Origin of the sequence: Bacillus sp. CBEL-1 (assembly GCF_004348885.1) — a bacterium.
Lineage (GTDB): Bacteria > Bacillota > Bacilli > Bacillales > Bacillaceae_H > Priestia > Priestia aryabhattai_A.
Map to the genome: position 1 here is coordinate 42,832 of NZ_SBIM01000009.1, position 15,428 is coordinate 58,259.

General features: G+C 38.0%; 22 protein-coding genes and 1 rRNA gene. 21 read left to right on the top strand and 2 right to left on the bottom strand.

The genetic code is table 11. From position 1 onward, the window contains the following. The 18 genes from secY (at position 1) to EPL02_RS07625 (ending at position 12,531) form a co-directional block, all read left to right on the top strand. The gene (secY, locus tag EPL02_RS07540; protein ID WP_094913069.1) at positions 1-1,293 is read left to right on the top strand and encodes a preprotein translocase subunit SecY; all 1,293 of its coding nucleotides are present in this window, start codon (positions 1-3) and stop codon (positions 1,291-1,293) included. Between the two features lie 64 nt (positions 1,294-1,357). Next, entirely contained in the window at positions 1,358-2,011 is a 654-nt protein-coding gene (locus tag EPL02_RS07545) for an adenylate kinase (protein ID WP_094913068.1), read from the top strand. Next, positions 2,008-2,754, top strand: coding sequence for a type I methionyl aminopeptidase (map, locus tag EPL02_RS07550; RefSeq protein ID WP_094913067.1), 747 nt, complete (start codon positions 2,008-2,010; stop codon positions 2,752-2,754). Before EPL02_RS07545 ends, map begins: the two co-directional genes overlap by 4 nt. Before the next feature lie 240 nt (positions 2,755-2,994). Beyond that, positions 2,995-3,213, top strand: a complete 219-nt coding sequence (infA, locus tag EPL02_RS07555; RefSeq protein ID WP_025909748.1) for a translation initiation factor IF-1 — start codon at positions 2,995-2,997, stop codon at positions 3,211-3,213. A gap of 37 nt (positions 3,214-3,250) precedes the next feature. After that, entirely contained in the window at positions 3,251-3,364 is a 114-nt protein-coding gene (rpmJ, locus tag EPL02_RS07560) for a 50S ribosomal protein L36 (protein ID WP_003156543.1), read from the top strand. Between the two features lie 23 nt (positions 3,365-3,387). Then, positions 3,388-3,753: a 30S ribosomal protein S13 gene (gene rpsM / locus EPL02_RS07565; protein ID WP_013054950.1), complete on the top strand. Its 366-nt coding sequence runs from the start codon at positions 3,388-3,390 to the stop codon at positions 3,751-3,753. A gap of 23 nt (positions 3,754-3,776) precedes the next feature. Further along, a complete protein-coding gene (gene rpsK, locus EPL02_RS07570; RefSeq protein WP_025909750.1) occupies positions 3,777-4,166 on the top strand; it encodes a 30S ribosomal protein S11 in 390 nt (129 codons plus the stop codon). A gap of 179 nt (positions 4,167-4,345) precedes the next feature. Next, positions 4,346-5,290, top strand: a complete 945-nt coding sequence (locus EPL02_RS07575) for a DNA-directed RNA polymerase subunit alpha (RefSeq protein WP_013054952.1) — start codon at positions 4,346-4,348, stop codon at positions 5,288-5,290. 46 nt (positions 5,291-5,336) lie between these two features. Further along, complete coding sequence (rplQ, locus tag EPL02_RS07580) at positions 5,337-5,699, top strand: 50S ribosomal protein L17 (RefSeq protein ID WP_094913066.1); 363 nt, start codon at positions 5,337-5,339, stop codon at positions 5,697-5,699. Between the two features lie 116 nt (positions 5,700-5,815). After that, entirely contained in the window at positions 5,816-6,655 is an 840-nt protein-coding gene (locus EPL02_RS07585; RefSeq protein ID WP_131887390.1) for an energy-coupling factor ABC transporter ATP-binding protein, read from the top strand. Beyond that, positions 6,631-7,500 (top strand): energy-coupling factor ABC transporter ATP-binding protein, encoded by an 870-nt coding sequence (locus tag EPL02_RS07590; RefSeq protein ID WP_094913064.1) that lies wholly within the window; start codon positions 6,631-6,633, stop codon positions 7,498-7,500. The genes EPL02_RS07585 and EPL02_RS07590 overlap by 25 nt, the downstream gene beginning before the upstream one ends. Continuing rightward, positions 7,497-8,294, top strand: coding sequence for an energy-coupling factor transporter transmembrane component T family protein (locus EPL02_RS07595; RefSeq protein ID WP_094913063.1), 798 nt, complete (start codon positions 7,497-7,499; stop codon positions 8,292-8,294). The genes EPL02_RS07590 and EPL02_RS07595 overlap by 4 nt, the downstream gene beginning before the upstream one ends. Positions 8,295-8,312: 18 nt before the next feature. Then, positions 8,313-9,053: a tRNA pseudouridine(38-40) synthase TruA gene (truA, locus tag EPL02_RS07600; RefSeq protein WP_094913062.1), complete on the top strand. Its 741-nt coding sequence runs from the start codon at positions 8,313-8,315 to the stop codon at positions 9,051-9,053. A gap of 153 nt (positions 9,054-9,206) precedes the next feature. Beyond that, positions 9,207-9,644, top strand: coding sequence for a 50S ribosomal protein L13 (rplM, locus tag EPL02_RS07605; RefSeq protein WP_025909756.1), 438 nt, complete (start codon positions 9,207-9,209; stop codon positions 9,642-9,644). A 20-nt stretch (positions 9,645-9,664) separates the two neighbouring features. After that, complete coding sequence (gene rpsI / locus EPL02_RS07610; protein ID WP_025909757.1) at positions 9,665-10,057, top strand: 30S ribosomal protein S9; 393 nt, start codon at positions 9,665-9,667, stop codon at positions 10,055-10,057. 122 nt (positions 10,058-10,179) lie between these two features. Beyond that, positions 10,180-10,611, top strand: coding sequence for a DUF2521 family protein (locus EPL02_RS07615; protein WP_094913061.1), 432 nt, complete (start codon positions 10,180-10,182; stop codon positions 10,609-10,611). Between the two features lie 55 nt (positions 10,612-10,666). Then, positions 10,667-11,389, top strand: coding sequence for an N-acetylmuramoyl-L-alanine amidase CwlD (cwlD, locus tag EPL02_RS07620; protein WP_094913099.1), 723 nt, complete (start codon positions 10,667-10,669; stop codon positions 11,387-11,389). Between the two features lie 77 nt (positions 11,390-11,466). Continuing rightward, a complete protein-coding gene (locus EPL02_RS07625; protein WP_131887391.1) occupies positions 11,467-12,531 on the top strand; it encodes an Mrp/NBP35 family ATP-binding protein in 1,065 nt (354 codons plus the stop codon). Between the two features lie 43 nt (positions 12,532-12,574). Here the strand turns inward: EPL02_RS07625 and gerD are convergent, their stop codons facing one another. Further along, entirely contained in the window at positions 12,575-13,216 is a 642-nt protein-coding gene (gene gerD, locus EPL02_RS07630; RefSeq protein ID WP_131887392.1) for a spore germination lipoprotein GerD, read from the bottom strand. A gap of 151 nt (positions 13,217-13,367) precedes the next feature. Here gerD and EPL02_RS07635 point away from each other — a divergent pair, with 151 nt between their 5' ends. Beyond that, positions 13,368-13,991 (top strand): KinB-signaling pathway activation protein, encoded by a 624-nt coding sequence (locus EPL02_RS07635; protein ID WP_131887393.1) that lies wholly within the window; start codon positions 13,368-13,370, stop codon positions 13,989-13,991. Positions 13,992-14,008: 17 nt separating this feature from the next. On the opposite strand, the gene pdaB is transcribed toward EPL02_RS07635, so the two are convergent. Then, positions 14,009-14,773 (bottom strand): polysaccharide deacetylase family sporulation protein PdaB, encoded by a 765-nt coding sequence (gene pdaB, locus EPL02_RS07640; RefSeq protein WP_094913057.1) that lies wholly within the window; start codon positions 14,771-14,773, stop codon positions 14,009-14,011. 143 nt (positions 14,774-14,916) lie between these two features. Here pdaB and EPL02_RS20825 point away from each other — a divergent pair, with 143 nt between their 5' ends. Continuing rightward, positions 14,917-15,090, top strand: a complete 174-nt coding sequence (locus EPL02_RS20825; RefSeq protein WP_165932529.1) for a hypothetical protein — start codon at positions 14,917-14,919, stop codon at positions 15,088-15,090. Between the two features lie 237 nt (positions 15,091-15,327). After that, positions 15,328-15,428, top strand: a 16S ribosomal RNA gene (locus tag EPL02_RS07645); the annotation flags it as partial.

Below are 15,428 nucleotides of genomic sequence, written 5' to 3' on the forward strand. Positions count from 1 at the left end.
ATGTTTCAAACAATCTCCAATTTAATGCGCGTACGTGAAATTAGACAAAAAATCTTTTTCACATTGTTAATGTTAGTTATTTTCCGAATCGGTACTTTTATTCCTGTACCTAGTGTTAATACGGATGTACTGAAGTTGCAAGACGAGTTAAATGTATTTGGAGTTCTAAATACATTTGGCGGTGGGGCTCTTCAAAACTTCTCTATTCTTGCAATGGGCATTATGCCTTATATTACAGCATCCATCATTGTTCAATTATTGCAGATGGATGTTGTACCTAAGTTTACGGAATGGTCAAAGCAAGGAGAAGTTGGACGTCGTAAACTTGCTCAAGTAACTCGTTACGGAACAATTGTGCTTGGATTTATCCAGGCATTAGGTATGTCTATAGGATTTAACAATATGTCGGGTGGGCAATTAATTGCTAATCCCGGAGTCGCTACTTATCTTTTAATTGCTGTCGTATTAACGGCAGGAACAGCGTTCTTAATGTGGTTAGGCGAACAGATTACAGCAAAAGGCGTTGGTAATGGTATTTCTATCATTATCTTTGCTGGTATCGCTGCTGGGATTCCTACAACACTCAACCAGATCTACGCTCAGCAATTTGAAGATGTTGGGGATCAGTTATTTATTCGTATTGTGACAGTTGTTTTAATTGCACTTGCTGTATTAGCTATTGTCGTTGGTGTTATTTACTTCCAACAAGCATTACGAAAAATACCTATTCAATATGCAAAGGGTTCAGCCGGTCGTAATCCTGTTGGTGGTCAGTCCACACATTTACCGTTAAAAGTAAATGCTGCTGGGGTTATCCCTGTTATCTTTGCAGTTTCATTCATTATTACTCCACCAACGATTGCATCATTCTTCGGTCCGAATGATGTGACAGATTGGATACAAAAGACGTTTGACTATACTCAGCCAATTGGTATGATAGTATATGTTGCGTTGATCATTGCTTTCTCATATTTCTATACATTTGTTCAGGTTAATCCAGAGCAAGTAGCAGAAAACTTGAAGAAGCAAGGTGGATACATTCCAGGTATTCGCCCTGGTAAAAGTACACAAGAATATTTAACAAAAGTGTTGTACCGCTTAACATTAATCGGTTCAATTTTCCTTGCGTTAATTGCTGTATTGCCAGTGATTTTTATTCAGGTTGCAAATTTACCTCAGTCTGCACAGATTGGTGGTACTAGTTTGTTAATCGTTGTCGGTGTAGCTCTTGAGACAATGAAACAGCTTGAGAGTCAATTAGTGAAACGACATTATAAAGGGTTTATTAAATAAAAGGTTTAGTGGGAAGCAGCTTGCTTTCCCATTAAACAGATAGATACTGAGGGGGAAGCAAGAAATGAATTTAGTGTTAATGGGCCTTCCTGGTGCTGGGAAAGGTACTCAAGCAGAACAGATCGTTGAGCATTACGATATCCCTCATATCTCAACAGGAGATATGTTCCGAGCTGCAATTAAAGAAGGAACTCCTCTAGGCTTAAAAGCTAAATCATTTATGGACCAAGGTAATCTTGTGCCAGATGAAGTAACAATCGGTATTGTTCGTGAACGTTTAAACAAGCAAGATTGTGAAAATGGCTTTTTACTTGATGGATTCCCAAGAACAGTAGCACAGGCAGACGCTCTTGAAACAATCTTAGAAGAATTAAACAAAAAGATTGATTATGTTATTAATATTGATGTAGATGAAAGTATCCTTATGGAACGCCTAACAGGGCGTCGCATCTGTAAAGACTGTGGAGCTACTTACCACCTTGTGTTCAACCCTCCTGCTAAAGAAGGCGTTTGTGATAAGTGTGGAGGAGAGCTATACCAGCGTGCAGATGATAATGAGGAAACTGTTTCAACTAGACTTTCAGTCAACGTTGAACAATCAAAGCCGTTACTTCATTTCTATGAAGAAAAAGGTTATTTACGCAATATTAATGGTAATCAAGATATTAACGTTGTATTTGACGACATCCGTAATTTACTCGGGGGAGTCAAGCAATGATCATTTGCAAGACGCAGCGTGAAATTGCAATCATGCGTGAAGCAGGGAAAATTGTTGCTTTAACTCATCAAGAGTTAAAAAAACATATTCAACCTGGTATTACGACGGAAGAATTGGATGCAATTGCTGAAAAATTTATTCGTCAACATGATGCAATTCCGTCTTTTAAAGGGTATAATGGTTTTCGCGGTAGTATTTGTGCTTCTGTAAACGAAGAATTAGTTCATGGTATTCCAGGAAACAGAAAGCTGCAAGAGGGAGATATCATCAGTATTGACATTGGTGCTAAATACAATGGCTATCACGGTGACTCTGCTTGGACGTACGGGGTCGGAAAGATTTCAGAAGAAAATCAACGACTTCTAGATGTTACAGAGCAATCTCTTTATAAAGGCTTAGAGCAAGCTAAGCCCGGCGATCGATTATCGAATATTTCACATGCTATTCAAACGTATGCAGAATCTCAAAACTTTTCAATTGTAAGAGAATATGTTGGTCATGGTGTTGGCCAAGATTTACATGAGGATCCGCAGATTCCACATTATGGTCCACCAAACAAAGGACCGCGTCTACGTCCAGGCATGGTGTTGGCAGTAGAGCCAATGGTGAACGCTGGAACTCGATATGTAAAAACATTATCTGATAACTGGACTGTTGTAACAGTCGACGGAAAGATGTGTGCGCATTTCGAACATACAATTGCAATCACTGAGACGGGATATGAAATTCTAACAACGCTGTAGTTGGTAGTTAAGGTTATCTCTATCCATTCCTCGCTAGATGCACTGGACAGTTAAACAGTAATTATCTAAATTCACGGTGCTCGTTTTTCGTCTGAATTGCTGTTAAAATGGTAAAGATGTATATTACAAACGTGATCCATCATGAATTTAATGATTACGATCTCCGGATGTTCAGAACAGGTTCTTTTTAAGTCAATTAATGATAGCTTGTTACTGTTGCAAAGAAAGGAGAGCACTTTAATGGCAAAAGACGATGTAATTGAAGTAGAAGGTACAGTCCTAGAGACTTTACCTAATGCAATGTTCAAGGTAGAATTAGAAAATGGTCATACAGTACTTGCTCATGTATCTGGTAAGATTCGTATGCACTTCATTCGCATTTTACCTGGAGACAAAGTAACTGTAGAATTATCACCATACGATTTAACTCGCGGTAGAATTACGTACCGTTTCAAATAAAACCTATGCACTCCGTACTATCAAGGAGGTATGAAACATGAAAGTCAGACCATCGGTAAAGCCGATCTGCGAAAAGTGTAAAGTAATCCGCAGAAAAGGTAAAGTAATGGTAATTTGTGAAAACCCTAAGCATAAACAAAAACAAGGTTAATCATAAGGAGGTGCACTGTTCACATGGCACGTATTGCTGGTGTTGATATTCCTCGTGACAAACGCGTAGTCATTTCTTTAACATACATTTTCGGTATTGGTCGTCCAACTGCTGAAAAAGTTCTAGCTGAAGCTGGAGTTTCTGAAGATACTCGCGTTCGTGACTTAACAGAAGAAGAATTAGGTAAAATTCGTGATATTTTAGATAGCTATAAAGTAGAAGGCGATCTTCGTCGTGAAGTTTCTTTAAACATCAAACGTTTAATTGAGATTGGTTCATACCGTGGTATCCGCCACCGTCGTAGTTTACCAGTTCGTGGTCAAAACAGTAAAAACAATGCTCGTACACGTAAAGGCCCACGCCGTACTGTAGCGAACAAGAAGAAATAATTAGTAAGGGAGGTCATTAACAGATGGCACGTAAAACTAATACACGTAAACGTCGCGTGAAAAAGAATATTGAATCTGGTGTTGCTCACATTCGTTCTACGTTTAACAACACTATCGTAACTATTACAGATGTTCACGGTAATGCGATCGCTTGGTCTAGTGCAGGTGCACTTGGCTTCAGAGGTTCTCGTAAATCTACTCCATTTGCTGCTCAAATGGCTGCTGAAACAGCTGCTAAAGTATCAATGGACAATGGTATGAAAACTTTAGAAGTAACAGTAAAAGGCCCTGGTGCAGGTCGTGAAGCTGCAATCCGTGCTCTTCAAGCTGCAGGTTTAGAAGTAACAGCTATTAAAGATGTTACTCCTGTTCCTCATAACGGATGCCGTCCGCCAAAACGTCGTCGTGTATAATTAATATGTATAGATTCTGTACAATTGTCGATAATGATGATGGTATAGAATTTATTCATGCAACGAAATGTTTTTTCATTTGTTGTGCACATTCGGGAACTGTCTAATAGGGAATTTCGGTTAGGCCTTGAGAACACTCAGTCTAGCCGAGGTTTCGACGTTTTGAAGGAGGGTTTATTGTGATAGAGATTGAAAAGCCAAAAATCGAAACGGTAGAAATCAGCGATGATAGAAAGTACGGTAAATTCGTCGTCGAACCACTTGAGCGTGGATATGGTACTACTTTGGGTAACTCCTTACGTCGTATCCTATTATCCTCACTCCCTGGTGCAGCTGTAACATCTATTCAAATTGAAGGTGTATTACATGAATTCTCAACAGTCCCTGGGGTTGTTGAAGATGTAACAAACATCATTTTAAACGTTAAGAAATTAGCGTTAAAGATTTACTCTGATGAAGAGAAAACTCTTGAGATTGATGTTAAAGGTCCTGGTACTGTCACGGCTGCTGATATTCAAGCAGATAGTGATATTGAAGTTCTAAATCCAGATCTTCATATTGCTACACTTGAATCAGATGCTCATTTCCGTATGAGACTAACTGCTCGCACTGGTCGAGGTTATAATCCTGCCGATGCAAACAAGCGTGAAGACCAACCAATTGGAGTTCTTCCAATTGATTCTATTTATACTCCTGTTACGCGTGTTTCGTATTATGTAGAAAATACTCGTGTGGGTCAAATGACGAATTATGATAAGTTAACACTTGATGTATGGACTGATGGAAGCATCGAGCCAGAAAAAGCAGTAGCTTTAGGTGCAAAGATTTTAACTGAGCACTTAAACATCTTTGTTAACTTAACTGATGAAGCCCAAAAAGCAGAGATTATGGTAGAAAAAGAAGAAGATCAGAAAGAAAAAGTTCTTGAGATGACTATCGAGGAACTAGATTTATCTGTTCGTTCTTATAACTGCTTAAAACGTGCAGGCATTAATACTGTACAAGAGCTTGCTAACAAAACAGAAGAAGATATGATGAAAGTTCGTAACTTAGGCCGTAAATCTTTAGAAGAAGTGAAAGCTAAACTTGAAGAGCTAGGCTTGGGCTTACGTAAAGACGATTGATATCTTACTAATCTGTTTAACTACTTAACAAAGGAGGGGACCTCACATGTCTTACCGTAAATTAGGTCGTACAAGCGCACAACGTAAGGCGCTTCTTCGTGATTTAACAACTGATTTAATCATCAACGAGCGTATCGAAACTACTGAAGCTCGCGCTAAGGAGTTACGTTCAACTGTTGAAAAAATGATTACTTTAGGTAAACGTGGAGATTTACATGCTCGTCGTCAAGCTGCAGCTTACATCCGTAACGAAGTAGCTAACGAAGAAGCTAACCAAAGCGCATTACAAAAACTATTCAGCGATATCGCTACTCGATATGAAGATCGCCAAGGCGGTTACACTCGTATCTTAAAAGTTGGACCACGCCGTGGTGACGGTGCTCCAGTCGTTATCATTGAATTAGTTTAATAATTTATACATGTGGAAAAGGGCGAGACAGTTTGAAACTAGTCGTTGCCCTTTTTTTATACCATTAACTCTTCAACCTTTTTATATGAAGAGTAAAGATTAGAGGGATCGTTACGTTGAAAGAGACATCACTTGAAGTAAAGGATTTATGTTTTCGCTATGAGTCAAATGATGATCTAACACTCGATCAAATTAGTTTCTCTGCTTATAAAGGTGAATGGTTGGCAATTGCGGGGCATAATGGCTCTGGTAAATCAACGCTGGCAAAAATTTTAAATGGTTTGCTTCTTCCTGAATCTGGACATGTTAAAGTAATGGATACGTTTCTTGATGCTGATACTATCTGGGAAATTCGTAAACAAATTGGTATGGTGTTTCAAAATCCTGATAATCAATTTGTAGGTTCTACTGTACAAGACGATATTGCATTTGGATTAGAGAATAACGGTATTCCGTACGAGGTAATGGCTCAGCGTATTCCTGAAGCTCTTAAGCTCGTCAATATGAGCGATTATGTTAATCAAGAGCCTCATTCCTTATCTGGAGGTCAAAAGCAGCGTGTGGCAATTGCAGGCATCATAGCAGTGCAGCCAGATATTATTGTTTTAGATGAAGCTACTTCAATGTTAGATCCAATAGGAAGAACAGAAGTGCTTGAAACTGTTCGAAAATTAAAAGAAGAAAAAAAACTCACAGTTATTTCAATTACTCATGATTTAGATGAGGTAGCTATGGCTGATCGTGTAATTGTTTTAAACAAAGGAAAAGTTTTTGCGAGTGGAAAACCTAGTGAGATTTTTGCTTTAGGCTCTGAATTAACAAGAATTGGCTTAGACTTACCATTTTCAGTGAAGCTAAGTGAAAAGATTGCATCTTTAGGAATTCCGCTATCAAAAATTCATTTAACGGACGAGGATTTGGTGAACGAACTATGGACATTATATTCAAAGACGTAGAGCATCGTTATCAACTAAATACTCCTTTTGAACGTTTGGCACTCCATGATTTAAACCTCACTGTTAAATCAGGGACGTTTCTAGCAGTAATAGGACATACAGGTTCTGGTAAATCAACGATTATTCAACATCTAAATGCTCTCTTAAAGCCTACGTCTGGCTCCATTAAAATCGGCGATCGTACCATAGAGTCTAACCGTAAAGAAAAGCAATTGAAGCCAATTCGTCAAAAGGTAGGAGTAGTTTTTCAGTTTCCAGAGCATCAACTGTTTGAAGAAACAATTGAGAAGGATATATGCTTTGGGCCAATGAATTACGGGGCAAGCTTGGAAGATTCACAGAAAAAAGCAAGAGAGTTAATTGAATTGGTAGGTTTATCACAAGATATGCTTCAGCGCTCTCCATTTGATTTGAGTGGAGGACAAATGAGAAGGGTAGCTATTGCGGGAATTCTAGCAATGGAGCCTGAAGTTCTGGTGCTAGATGAGCCAACAGCAGGTTTAGATCCAAGAGGTCGAAAAGAGATTATGGATATGCTTTATACGCTTCATAAGGAAAAAGGCCTTACAACAATTCTCGTTACTCATAGTATGGAAGATGCTGCAATGTATGCAGATGAAGTCTTGGTTATGAATAAAGGGACTATTGCTATCAAGGGTACTCCTAAAGAAGTATTCAGTCAGTATGAGAAATTGAATGAATACGGCCTACAGGTTCCGGAGACGCTTCGTTTTTCTTTAAAGCTACAAGAGAAATTCATGCATAAGGATAATCAGGTTCCCCTCACTTTTCAAGAGGTTATTCACCAGGTACAAGGATTAATGTTAAAGGGTGAGAAGCCATGATGAATTCCATGATTATAGGGAAGTATGTCCCGGGGGAGTCAGTTGTTCATAGAATGGACCCTCGAGCTAAGCTTTTACTCGTATTTGCTTATATTCTAATCGTATTCCTAGCTAATAATGCAGGTGGTTACCTGTTACTAGGGGTCTATACGGCTGTCTTGGTCTTTATGAGCAAGGTTCCATTTTCATTTATCTTACGAGGTTTAAAGCCGGTTATATGGATTATTATTATCACGTTTATCTTGCATATCATTATGACCAAAGAAGGGCCTGTCCTGTTTGAATTAGGTTTCTTATCTGTCCATCAAGGAGGAGTTATTCAGGGGTTATTAATATCCCTGCGCTTTTTATTTTTAATCTTAATTACTACTTTGCTAACGTTGACAACAACGCCAATTCAAGTAACAGATGGTATTGAGAGTTTACTAGCTCCTTTAAAGAAGCTAAAATTTCCTGTTCATGAACTAGCATTAATGATGTCTATATCATTACGCTTTATCCCAACTTTAATGGATGAAACAGATAAGATTATTAAAGCTCAAACAGCCCGTGGTGTAGACTTTAGTAGCGGTCCTATCATGGAGCGACTAAAAGCAGTAGTTCCGCTGTTGGTCCCTCTTTTTATTGGCTCATTTAAGCGAGCTGAAGAGCTAGCCATCGCGATGGAAGCTAGAGGATACAGAGGGGGCGAAGGGCGTACAAAATATCGACAGCTAACCTGGGGAGCAGTTGATACCATTATGCTAATTACCCTCATTTGTTTAGCTGTTGGTCTATTATTTATTCGAAATTAAACTGGTTTGGTGAATAAAATGAAACGCTTAAAATGTATCGTAGCGTATGACGGTTCTCTTTTTGCTGGCTATCAGGTACAGCCAGCAAAAAGAACAGTCCAAAGTGAAATAGAGAAGGTTTTAACCCAGATGCATAAGAGGAAAATAACCATTTATGCATCTGGTCGAACGGATGCACAGGTTCATGCTCAAGGTCAAGTTATTCACTTTGACACAGACCTAAATATTCCACTCAATAAGTGGAAAAAAGCATTGAATTCAATGCTCCCAGATGATATTGTAATTAAGTATGTAAGTGAAGTCGATTCTGAGTTTCACGCTCGTTTCAATGTGAAGGCGAAAGAGTATCGTTATTATATTGATAGGCAGGAAAATCGCAATCCTTTCACTCGTTATTATGCATACCACTATCCTTATAAACTTGATTACATGAAGATGAAAGAAGCAAGTCACTATCTCACCGGCACTCATGATTTTACGAGTTTTTGCTCTGCAAAAACAGAAGTAGAGGATAAAGTGCGGACAATCTATGATATAGGTTTGGTTGAAGAGAATAACCAGCTTGTACTTACGTTTAAGGGAAATGGCTTTTTATACAATATGGTACGTATCCTTGTTGGTACATTGTTAGATGTAGGACAAGGTAAAATAGATCCTGTTGATATAAAAGCAGTATTAGAGAGCAAGTCACGGCCTTTAGCGGGGAAAACAGCTCCAGCGGAAGGGCTCTATTTGTGGCAAGTTTTCTATGACAACTAAACCTGGTGTAACATTTTCTTGACATTAGTAGTGTAAACATATAATATATCATATGGTATGTATTTTAACCCCACGGTTAGCCCCGGAAATTAATCGTGTTGAAATATAAGGTTGAAATAATTTTATTATTGATGAAAATTAGGAGGGAAACTCATGCGTACAACTTTCATGGCGAAAGCAAACGAAGTAGAGCGTAAATGGTATGTTGTTGATGCTGAAGGTAAAACTTTAGGTCGTCTTGCTAGTGAAGTAGCATCTATCTTACGCGGTAAACATAAACCAACTTTTACACCACACGTTGATACAGGTGATAACGTTATCCTTATCAATGCTGAGAAAATCGAATTAACAGGTAAGAAATTAACTGACAAGATTTACTACCGTCACAGCATGCACCCAGGTGGTTTAAAGCAACGTACAGCATTAGAAATGCGTACTAACTACTCTGAAAAAATGCTTGAATTAGCAATCAAAGGCATGCTTCCAAAAGGTAGCTTAGGTCGTCAAATGTTCAAAAAACTTCATGTATATGCTGGTAACACACATCCACATGAAGCTCAAAAACCAGAAGTTTACGAACTTCGCGGATAATTAATAAGGAGGTTATTATCTTGGCACAGGTACAATATTATGGAACTGGTCGTCGTAAAAGCTCTGTTGCTCGTGTACGTTTAGTACCAGGTAACGGTCGCGTTGTAATTAACGGTCGTGAAATCGAAGAGTACATCCCATTCGCTGCACTACGTGAAGTAGTAAAGCAACCACTTGCTTTAACTGAAACTGTAGGTAACTATGACGTATTTGTAAACGTTGATGGTGGAGGTTATGCAGGTCAAGCTGGCGCTATCCGTCACGGTATTTCTCGTGCTTTATTAGAAGCTGATCCAGAATACCGCGTAACATTAAAACGCGCTGGTCTATTAACTCGTGACGCTCGTATGAAAGAACGTAAAAAATACGGTCTTAAAGGCGCTCGTCGTGCACCACAATTCTCAAAACGTTAATTTTATTATCGTTTCAACCCTTGGTCTCAAAGACCGAGGGTTTTTTTTATGTTGTCTATGTTTTTAATGAATGAGATTAAAGGTTGTGTAGACAATATGAGAAAAAGGAGTCTTGTATATTTATGTATGAAGCGAACACGTTTAAAGAGAAGCGATACGAAAGAGAAATGAAGTATGAGCGCAAAGTTTTACGAGATTTGTCCATTGAGGAACTACACAGAAAAGCTGATAAAACATTCCGACCTATTTTTCAGTGGCATGTGATGAGTGAATACCATGTTGAAGAGTACTGTATGGATATTGCTATTGAATCATTTTTGCTAGGAGCACGAACAAGTAAGTTCTTCACTTGGGGAGAAACATTGGAACAATCAAAACTTCGCAGTGTAAATGAAGAGAAGCTGTTAGCCGATACACTATTTGAAGTGCTATGTTCCGCTTCAAATCAAGTGTCTAAAGATAGCCTTTATTATCTGTGCCAGTCTTATGTAGAAGAGTGGTGGAACGAAGGGTACGAAACAGGTATTCGTAGACATCGTCTTCGCCTCAGTTAAAAAACAATCATAAATTCACTCCTTGTCCCATATAGAAGTAAATAGATATGTGGGAATGGGAGGGGATTTTTTGTCTAAAGCAAAAATTATAAGCGGGCTATTAGCGTTTGTTGTTATTGCATTTATCATTCAATATCAGTTTGGTACCAAGATATCGTCGGGCTCTTTCTCTTTACCTCTAAGCGGGAAAATCATTGTAATTGACCCTGGTCATGGAGGGCCTGATGGTGGAGCTGTTGGTGGGAAAGAAACCTTAGAGAAAGATATTACGTTAAAAATGTCACTTGAACTTAGAGACTACCTTCAAGAACAAGGTGCTTTGGTTATTTTGACGCGAGAAACAGACAAAGACTTAGCTAAAAAAGAAACAAAAGGATATAGCAGGCGTAAGGTTGAAGATTTAAAAAAGCGACTTGATATCATTAATGAATCTAATGCAGATTTGTATTTAACTATACATCTTAATGCTATCCCATCTCCGGCTTGGAGAGGTGCTCAAACATTTTATCATGGTTCTTTAAAAGAGAATGAGCAAGTAGCGAAATTGATTCAAAATGAACTAAAAGCAAACCTAGCGAACACCACTAGAGAAGCTAAAGTCATGCAAACTCTCTACTTATTAAAGCATGCAGATCCACCAGGTGCCTTAGTTGAAGTTGGCTTTTTATCCAATCCTTCTGAGCGTGAACTGTTAGAAACTGAAAAGTATCAACAAAAGGTATCCGAATCTATCTACGAAGGAATAAGCCGCTATTTTGCAGGTGAAAGACCAAAATAGAGTAACATATAACCTTGTATGTATTAGAGTATGGTATACTAAAAGTGGAAAATGACTTTTAACATGGTGGTGGGAATATGCTTACGGAACAACAGGTAAAAGATGCAATAGGGGAAATTGTAGATCCATTTTTAAACAAATCATTAAACGAAACAGATGCAATTAAAGAAATTTCAATCAAAGAAGAGAAAAAGCATATTAGTGTAAAAGTTGCCGTAGCTAAAACTGGTACGAGCGAACAGCTTTCATTACAATCAACTCTCGTTGAAAAACTAAAAGAAATCGGTGCTGCGACAGTAGGAATTCGGTTTATTGAATTTACTCCTGAAGAATTAGCACCGTTTCGCGCTGAGCAAAAGAGCGATGGTAATTTACTTACGAGTCTTAATCCTCCGCAATTTATTGCTGTTGCGAGTGGTAAGGGTGGAGTAGGAAAATCAACGGTTTCTGTAAACTTAGCAATATCTCTAGCACGTTTAGGGAAAAAAGTAGGCTTAATTGACGCTGATATCTACGGATTTAGCGTTCCGGATATGATGGGGATTACTCAGCGCCCTACGGTACAAGGGGAACGTATTATCCCTGTAGAAAGATTAGGGGTTAAAGTAATCTCAATGGGATTCTTTGTTGAGGACAATTCACCAGTTATCTGGCGTGGTCCCATGCTTGGTAAAATGCTGACAAGCTTCTTCACAGAAGTTGAATGGGGAGAGTTAGATTACTTATTATTAGATTTACCTCCAGGTACGGGTGACATTGCGTTAGACGTGCATTCGATGCTTCCATCTTGTAAAGAAGTTATTATTACAACTCCTCATCCAACTGCAGCATTCGTTGCAGCAAGAGCTGGTGCAATGGCATTGAAGACGAATCATGAAGTAATTGGAGTCGTTGAAAACATGTCCTTTTTTGAGAGCAAGTTGACTGGCGAGAAGGAATATGTGTTTGGAAAAGGTGGCGGTCAAAAATTAGCTGAAGAACTTCAAACCAAGCTATTAGGCCAGCTTCCTTTAAGTCAACCAGACTGGAATGAAGAAGACTTTGCTCCGTCTGTGTATGACGAGTCCCATCGTTTAGGGAAAGTGTATAAAGAAATTGCTCAAAAAGTAGCGGATATTTGCGAACAAAACGTCTATAATTAAAAAAACCCCAAAGATACAAAGGTATCTTTGGGGTTTTTTATCCTTATCCTTGTTCTTGTTGTTGTTCTTCACCGTCAGCGGATGCTTCTTCTGAAGATCCTTCCCCACTATTTTCACCTTTTTGACCTTGCTGTTCAGAATTTTCTGCAGCAGCTTTTAATAAAATATCCTGAATCTTTGATTGATAGAGAGGACTTTCAAACGTTTCGTTCATTACTTTTTGTAAATGAGTGCGATATTCTTTACTCTTAAGTACAGTTAACAGTTCTTTTTCCATTGCTGGATCTTTTAAAACGTCCTGTAGCATAGCTTGGTAATCAGGGTCTTTCATAAGTTGCTTTAATACTCGTTCATGCTCTGCTTCCATACTTTTAGCGAAGCTCTCAGCGAATTTTGGATCTTTCATGGCCTTTTTCCAAAATTCAACGCCAGTATCTGAAGTTAACGTTTCAGAAATTGTTTCTTTAACCATTGCTTGATCCATTACGAGGTCTTCTCGAAGTGTAGGATCATCCATAATAGCTTCAATGGCTTTCTTTCCTTCATCAGTCTTTAAAATATCAACAACCATTTTCTTTGTTTGATCATAATCCATCCCGTTACTTTCCTCGTCTTGAGGGGCACAGGCAGTTAATGAAAACATGCATATCCCTACATAAGAGAGGAGCAAGAGTAGCTTTTTCATGGATGATGGGCTCCTTTCAACATACGCTTACGCTTAATATGAGATAATGAGCATTTTTTATTCATTGCTCACCTCTAGATTTTTTAAAAAACGATTGGTACAATTTATGAAAGGGATTACTTAACGGTTTTATGGGGGGGGGAGGATGAACGTGAATAGTCGAAATTGGGTTCGACTCTTTTTATCAACCTTAATAGTAGGTGGGCTTAGCACATCTATCGTTGGCTTTGCGGTTAGATGGAATGAGTATAAAGAGTTATTTGCTGGTGGAGAAGTGACAGAGATCTTATCAATTTTAACATGGCTAATAGGTGTAGGCTTTATTTTTAGCCTTATTAGTCAGATGGGGTTCTTTGCATATTTAACAATCCATCGATTTGGGATTGGAATTTTTCGTTCATTATCCTTATGGTCAAGTGTACAATCGGTATTAATTGTTTTTGTACTATTTGATTTAGTTTATTTTCGCTATCGATTTTTTGCTGAAGAAGGAGAATCTATACTGAGCTATCTTTTAGTTAGTATTTTTGTTTTAGCTTATGGCTTAGTGGTAGCGTACTTAAAGGCTAGAAGCACGAAGAAAGAAGCTTTTATACCGGCTCTGTTTTTTATCATTGTGATTACAACAGTGGAATGGTTTCCTGCACTTCGTACCAATGAAGAAAGCTGGCTGTATTTAATGCTATTTCCCTTATTAATTTGTAATACATATCAGTTGTTGATTTTACCGAAATTGACAACAAATAAAAAAGTAGTGAAAACAACCAGTGGCTAATAGCCCCCGGTTGTTTTTTATTTTACATCCTGAATTTCGCTTTTTGTATTAGAAATAAGAGTGGATACGGTCACATTAGATATTTTTTTAGACTGTAAAGCATGTTGAATATAAGGAAGTGCTTTTGCAGTTTGTTGAGCCGAATCTGATGCGTGTAGTAATACAATGTCTCCACCATGTAATGGTTTAGTTGTATTTGATACAATTTCTTTAACACCTGGATTTGTCCAATCTTTTGAATCAATGCTCCAGTGAATAATTGTATAACCCATCTTGTTCGCAAGCTTTAGAATATCTTTATTGAAATGTCCATTAGGTGGGCGTAAAAGCTTTACGTCTTTAATACCTAAAGAGGTAAAAACTTTCTGTGATTTGGCTAAGTCTTGTCTAATTTCATTTGGCTCCATAGAAGTATATGAGTTATAATCATATCCCATGGTTCCGATTTCATGGCCTTCCTTTTTAATTCTTTCAACAACATCTGGATGACGCTCTGCCCAGGAAGCGGATAAAAAGAACGTGGCGTGGTTAATTTTTTGTTTTTTTAGTTCATCCAAAATAGGAACAGCACGTTCATCTCCCCAGCTGATATTAAAAGTTAAGGCTACTTCTAAATCTTTTTCTTCAGCCTTATAAACAGCGCGCGGCCCATCGTCAGTTGAGAACACTGGATAGTCAAACATATGTTGAGCATAGAGAAAGAAGCTTGTAAACAAAGCGGATAAAACGATAATCATGGTTTGTTTTAAGCGCTTCGCTTTTATTGTATAAAATCCATTCACATTTTCACCTCATTTAATTAAGTAGTACTTGTCTAATTTCTATGCAAAGTGTGAAAGATAAATAACAAATAATCATCAGTTCTTATAAAAGATGATATAAAGTTGCTAGCAATGGTTAGAATAAAAAAGAAAAGGTGCTGTACGTGAGAAGATTATCGTTAAATGAACAAGAAATAGTAGAAATGCACACTATTTTATTAAAAGAATTAAAGGATTTATCGATACAGGCTGATACATATCAATCTAACCCGTTTATTGCGCGTGTTATTAAGGAGAGAAAGGCACTGTTAACTCGTTTATTAATGCGTACCAGTTAAATAACCAGAGGGTTTAAAAAAAAGTTTTGAAAAAGTATTGACCTTTTTATTTATATCTGTTAAATTATTAAATGTCGCAAGTGAGCGATAACAAAATATAAAAAAGTGTTGACAAGTTGATTGCAACTTGTTAATATAAAAAAGTCGCTTCTGGGCGACAGTTGAACTTTGAAAACTGAACAAAGCGACAAACGTCAACGTTAATTTTTTAAAACTTTTATGAGCAAGTCAAACATTTCTTCGGAGAGTTTGATCCTGGCTCAGGATGAACGCTGGCGGCGTGCCTAATACATGCAAGTCGAGCGAACTGATTAGAAGCTTGCTTCTATGACGTTAGC

What these genes read in the sequence shown, in the direction of transcription:
- secY (WP_094913069.1), top strand. Translation starts at nt 1, where the DNA reads ATGTTTCAAACAATCTCCAATTTAATGCGCGTACGTGAAATTAGACAA.
- EPL02_RS07545 (WP_094913068.1), top strand. Translation starts at nt 1,358, where the DNA reads ATGAATTTAGTGTTAATGGGCCTTCCTGGTGCTGGGAAAGGTACTCAA.
- map (WP_094913067.1), top strand. Translation starts at nt 2,008, where the DNA reads ATGATCATTTGCAAGACGCAGCGTGAAATTGCAATCATGCGTGAAGCA.
- infA (WP_025909748.1), top strand. Translation starts at nt 2,995, where the DNA reads ATGGCAAAAGACGATGTAATTGAAGTAGAAGGTACAGTCCTAGAGACT.
- rpmJ (WP_003156543.1), top strand. Translation starts at nt 3,251, where the DNA reads ATGAAAGTCAGACCATCGGTAAAGCCGATCTGCGAAAAGTGTAAAGTA.
- rpsM (WP_013054950.1), top strand. Translation starts at nt 3,388, where the DNA reads ATGGCACGTATTGCTGGTGTTGATATTCCTCGTGACAAACGCGTAGTC.
- rpsK (WP_025909750.1), top strand. Translation starts at nt 3,777, where the DNA reads ATGGCACGTAAAACTAATACACGTAAACGTCGCGTGAAAAAGAATATT.
- rplQ (WP_094913066.1), top strand. Translation starts at nt 5,337, where the DNA reads ATGTCTTACCGTAAATTAGGTCGTACAAGCGCACAACGTAAGGCGCTT.
- EPL02_RS07590 (WP_094913064.1), top strand. Translation starts at nt 6,631, where the DNA reads ATGGACATTATATTCAAAGACGTAGAGCATCGTTATCAACTAAATACT.
- EPL02_RS07595 (WP_094913063.1), top strand. Translation starts at nt 7,497, where the DNA reads ATGATGAATTCCATGATTATAGGGAAGTATGTCCCGGGGGAGTCAGTT.
- truA (WP_094913062.1), top strand. Translation starts at nt 8,313, where the DNA reads ATGAAACGCTTAAAATGTATCGTAGCGTATGACGGTTCTCTTTTTGCT.
- rplM (WP_025909756.1), top strand. Translation starts at nt 9,207, where the DNA reads ATGCGTACAACTTTCATGGCGAAAGCAAACGAAGTAGAGCGTAAATGG.
- EPL02_RS07615 (WP_094913061.1), top strand. Translation starts at nt 10,180, where the DNA reads ATGTATGAAGCGAACACGTTTAAAGAGAAGCGATACGAAAGAGAAATG.
- cwlD (WP_094913099.1), top strand. Translation starts at nt 10,667, where the DNA reads ATGGGAGGGGATTTTTTGTCTAAAGCAAAAATTATAAGCGGGCTATTA.
- EPL02_RS07625 (WP_131887391.1), top strand. Translation starts at nt 11,467, where the DNA reads ATGCTTACGGAACAACAGGTAAAAGATGCAATAGGGGAAATTGTAGAT.
- gerD (WP_131887392.1), bottom strand. Translation starts at nt 13,216, where the DNA reads ATGAAAAAGCTACTCTTGCTCCTCTCTTATGTAGGGATATGCATGTTT.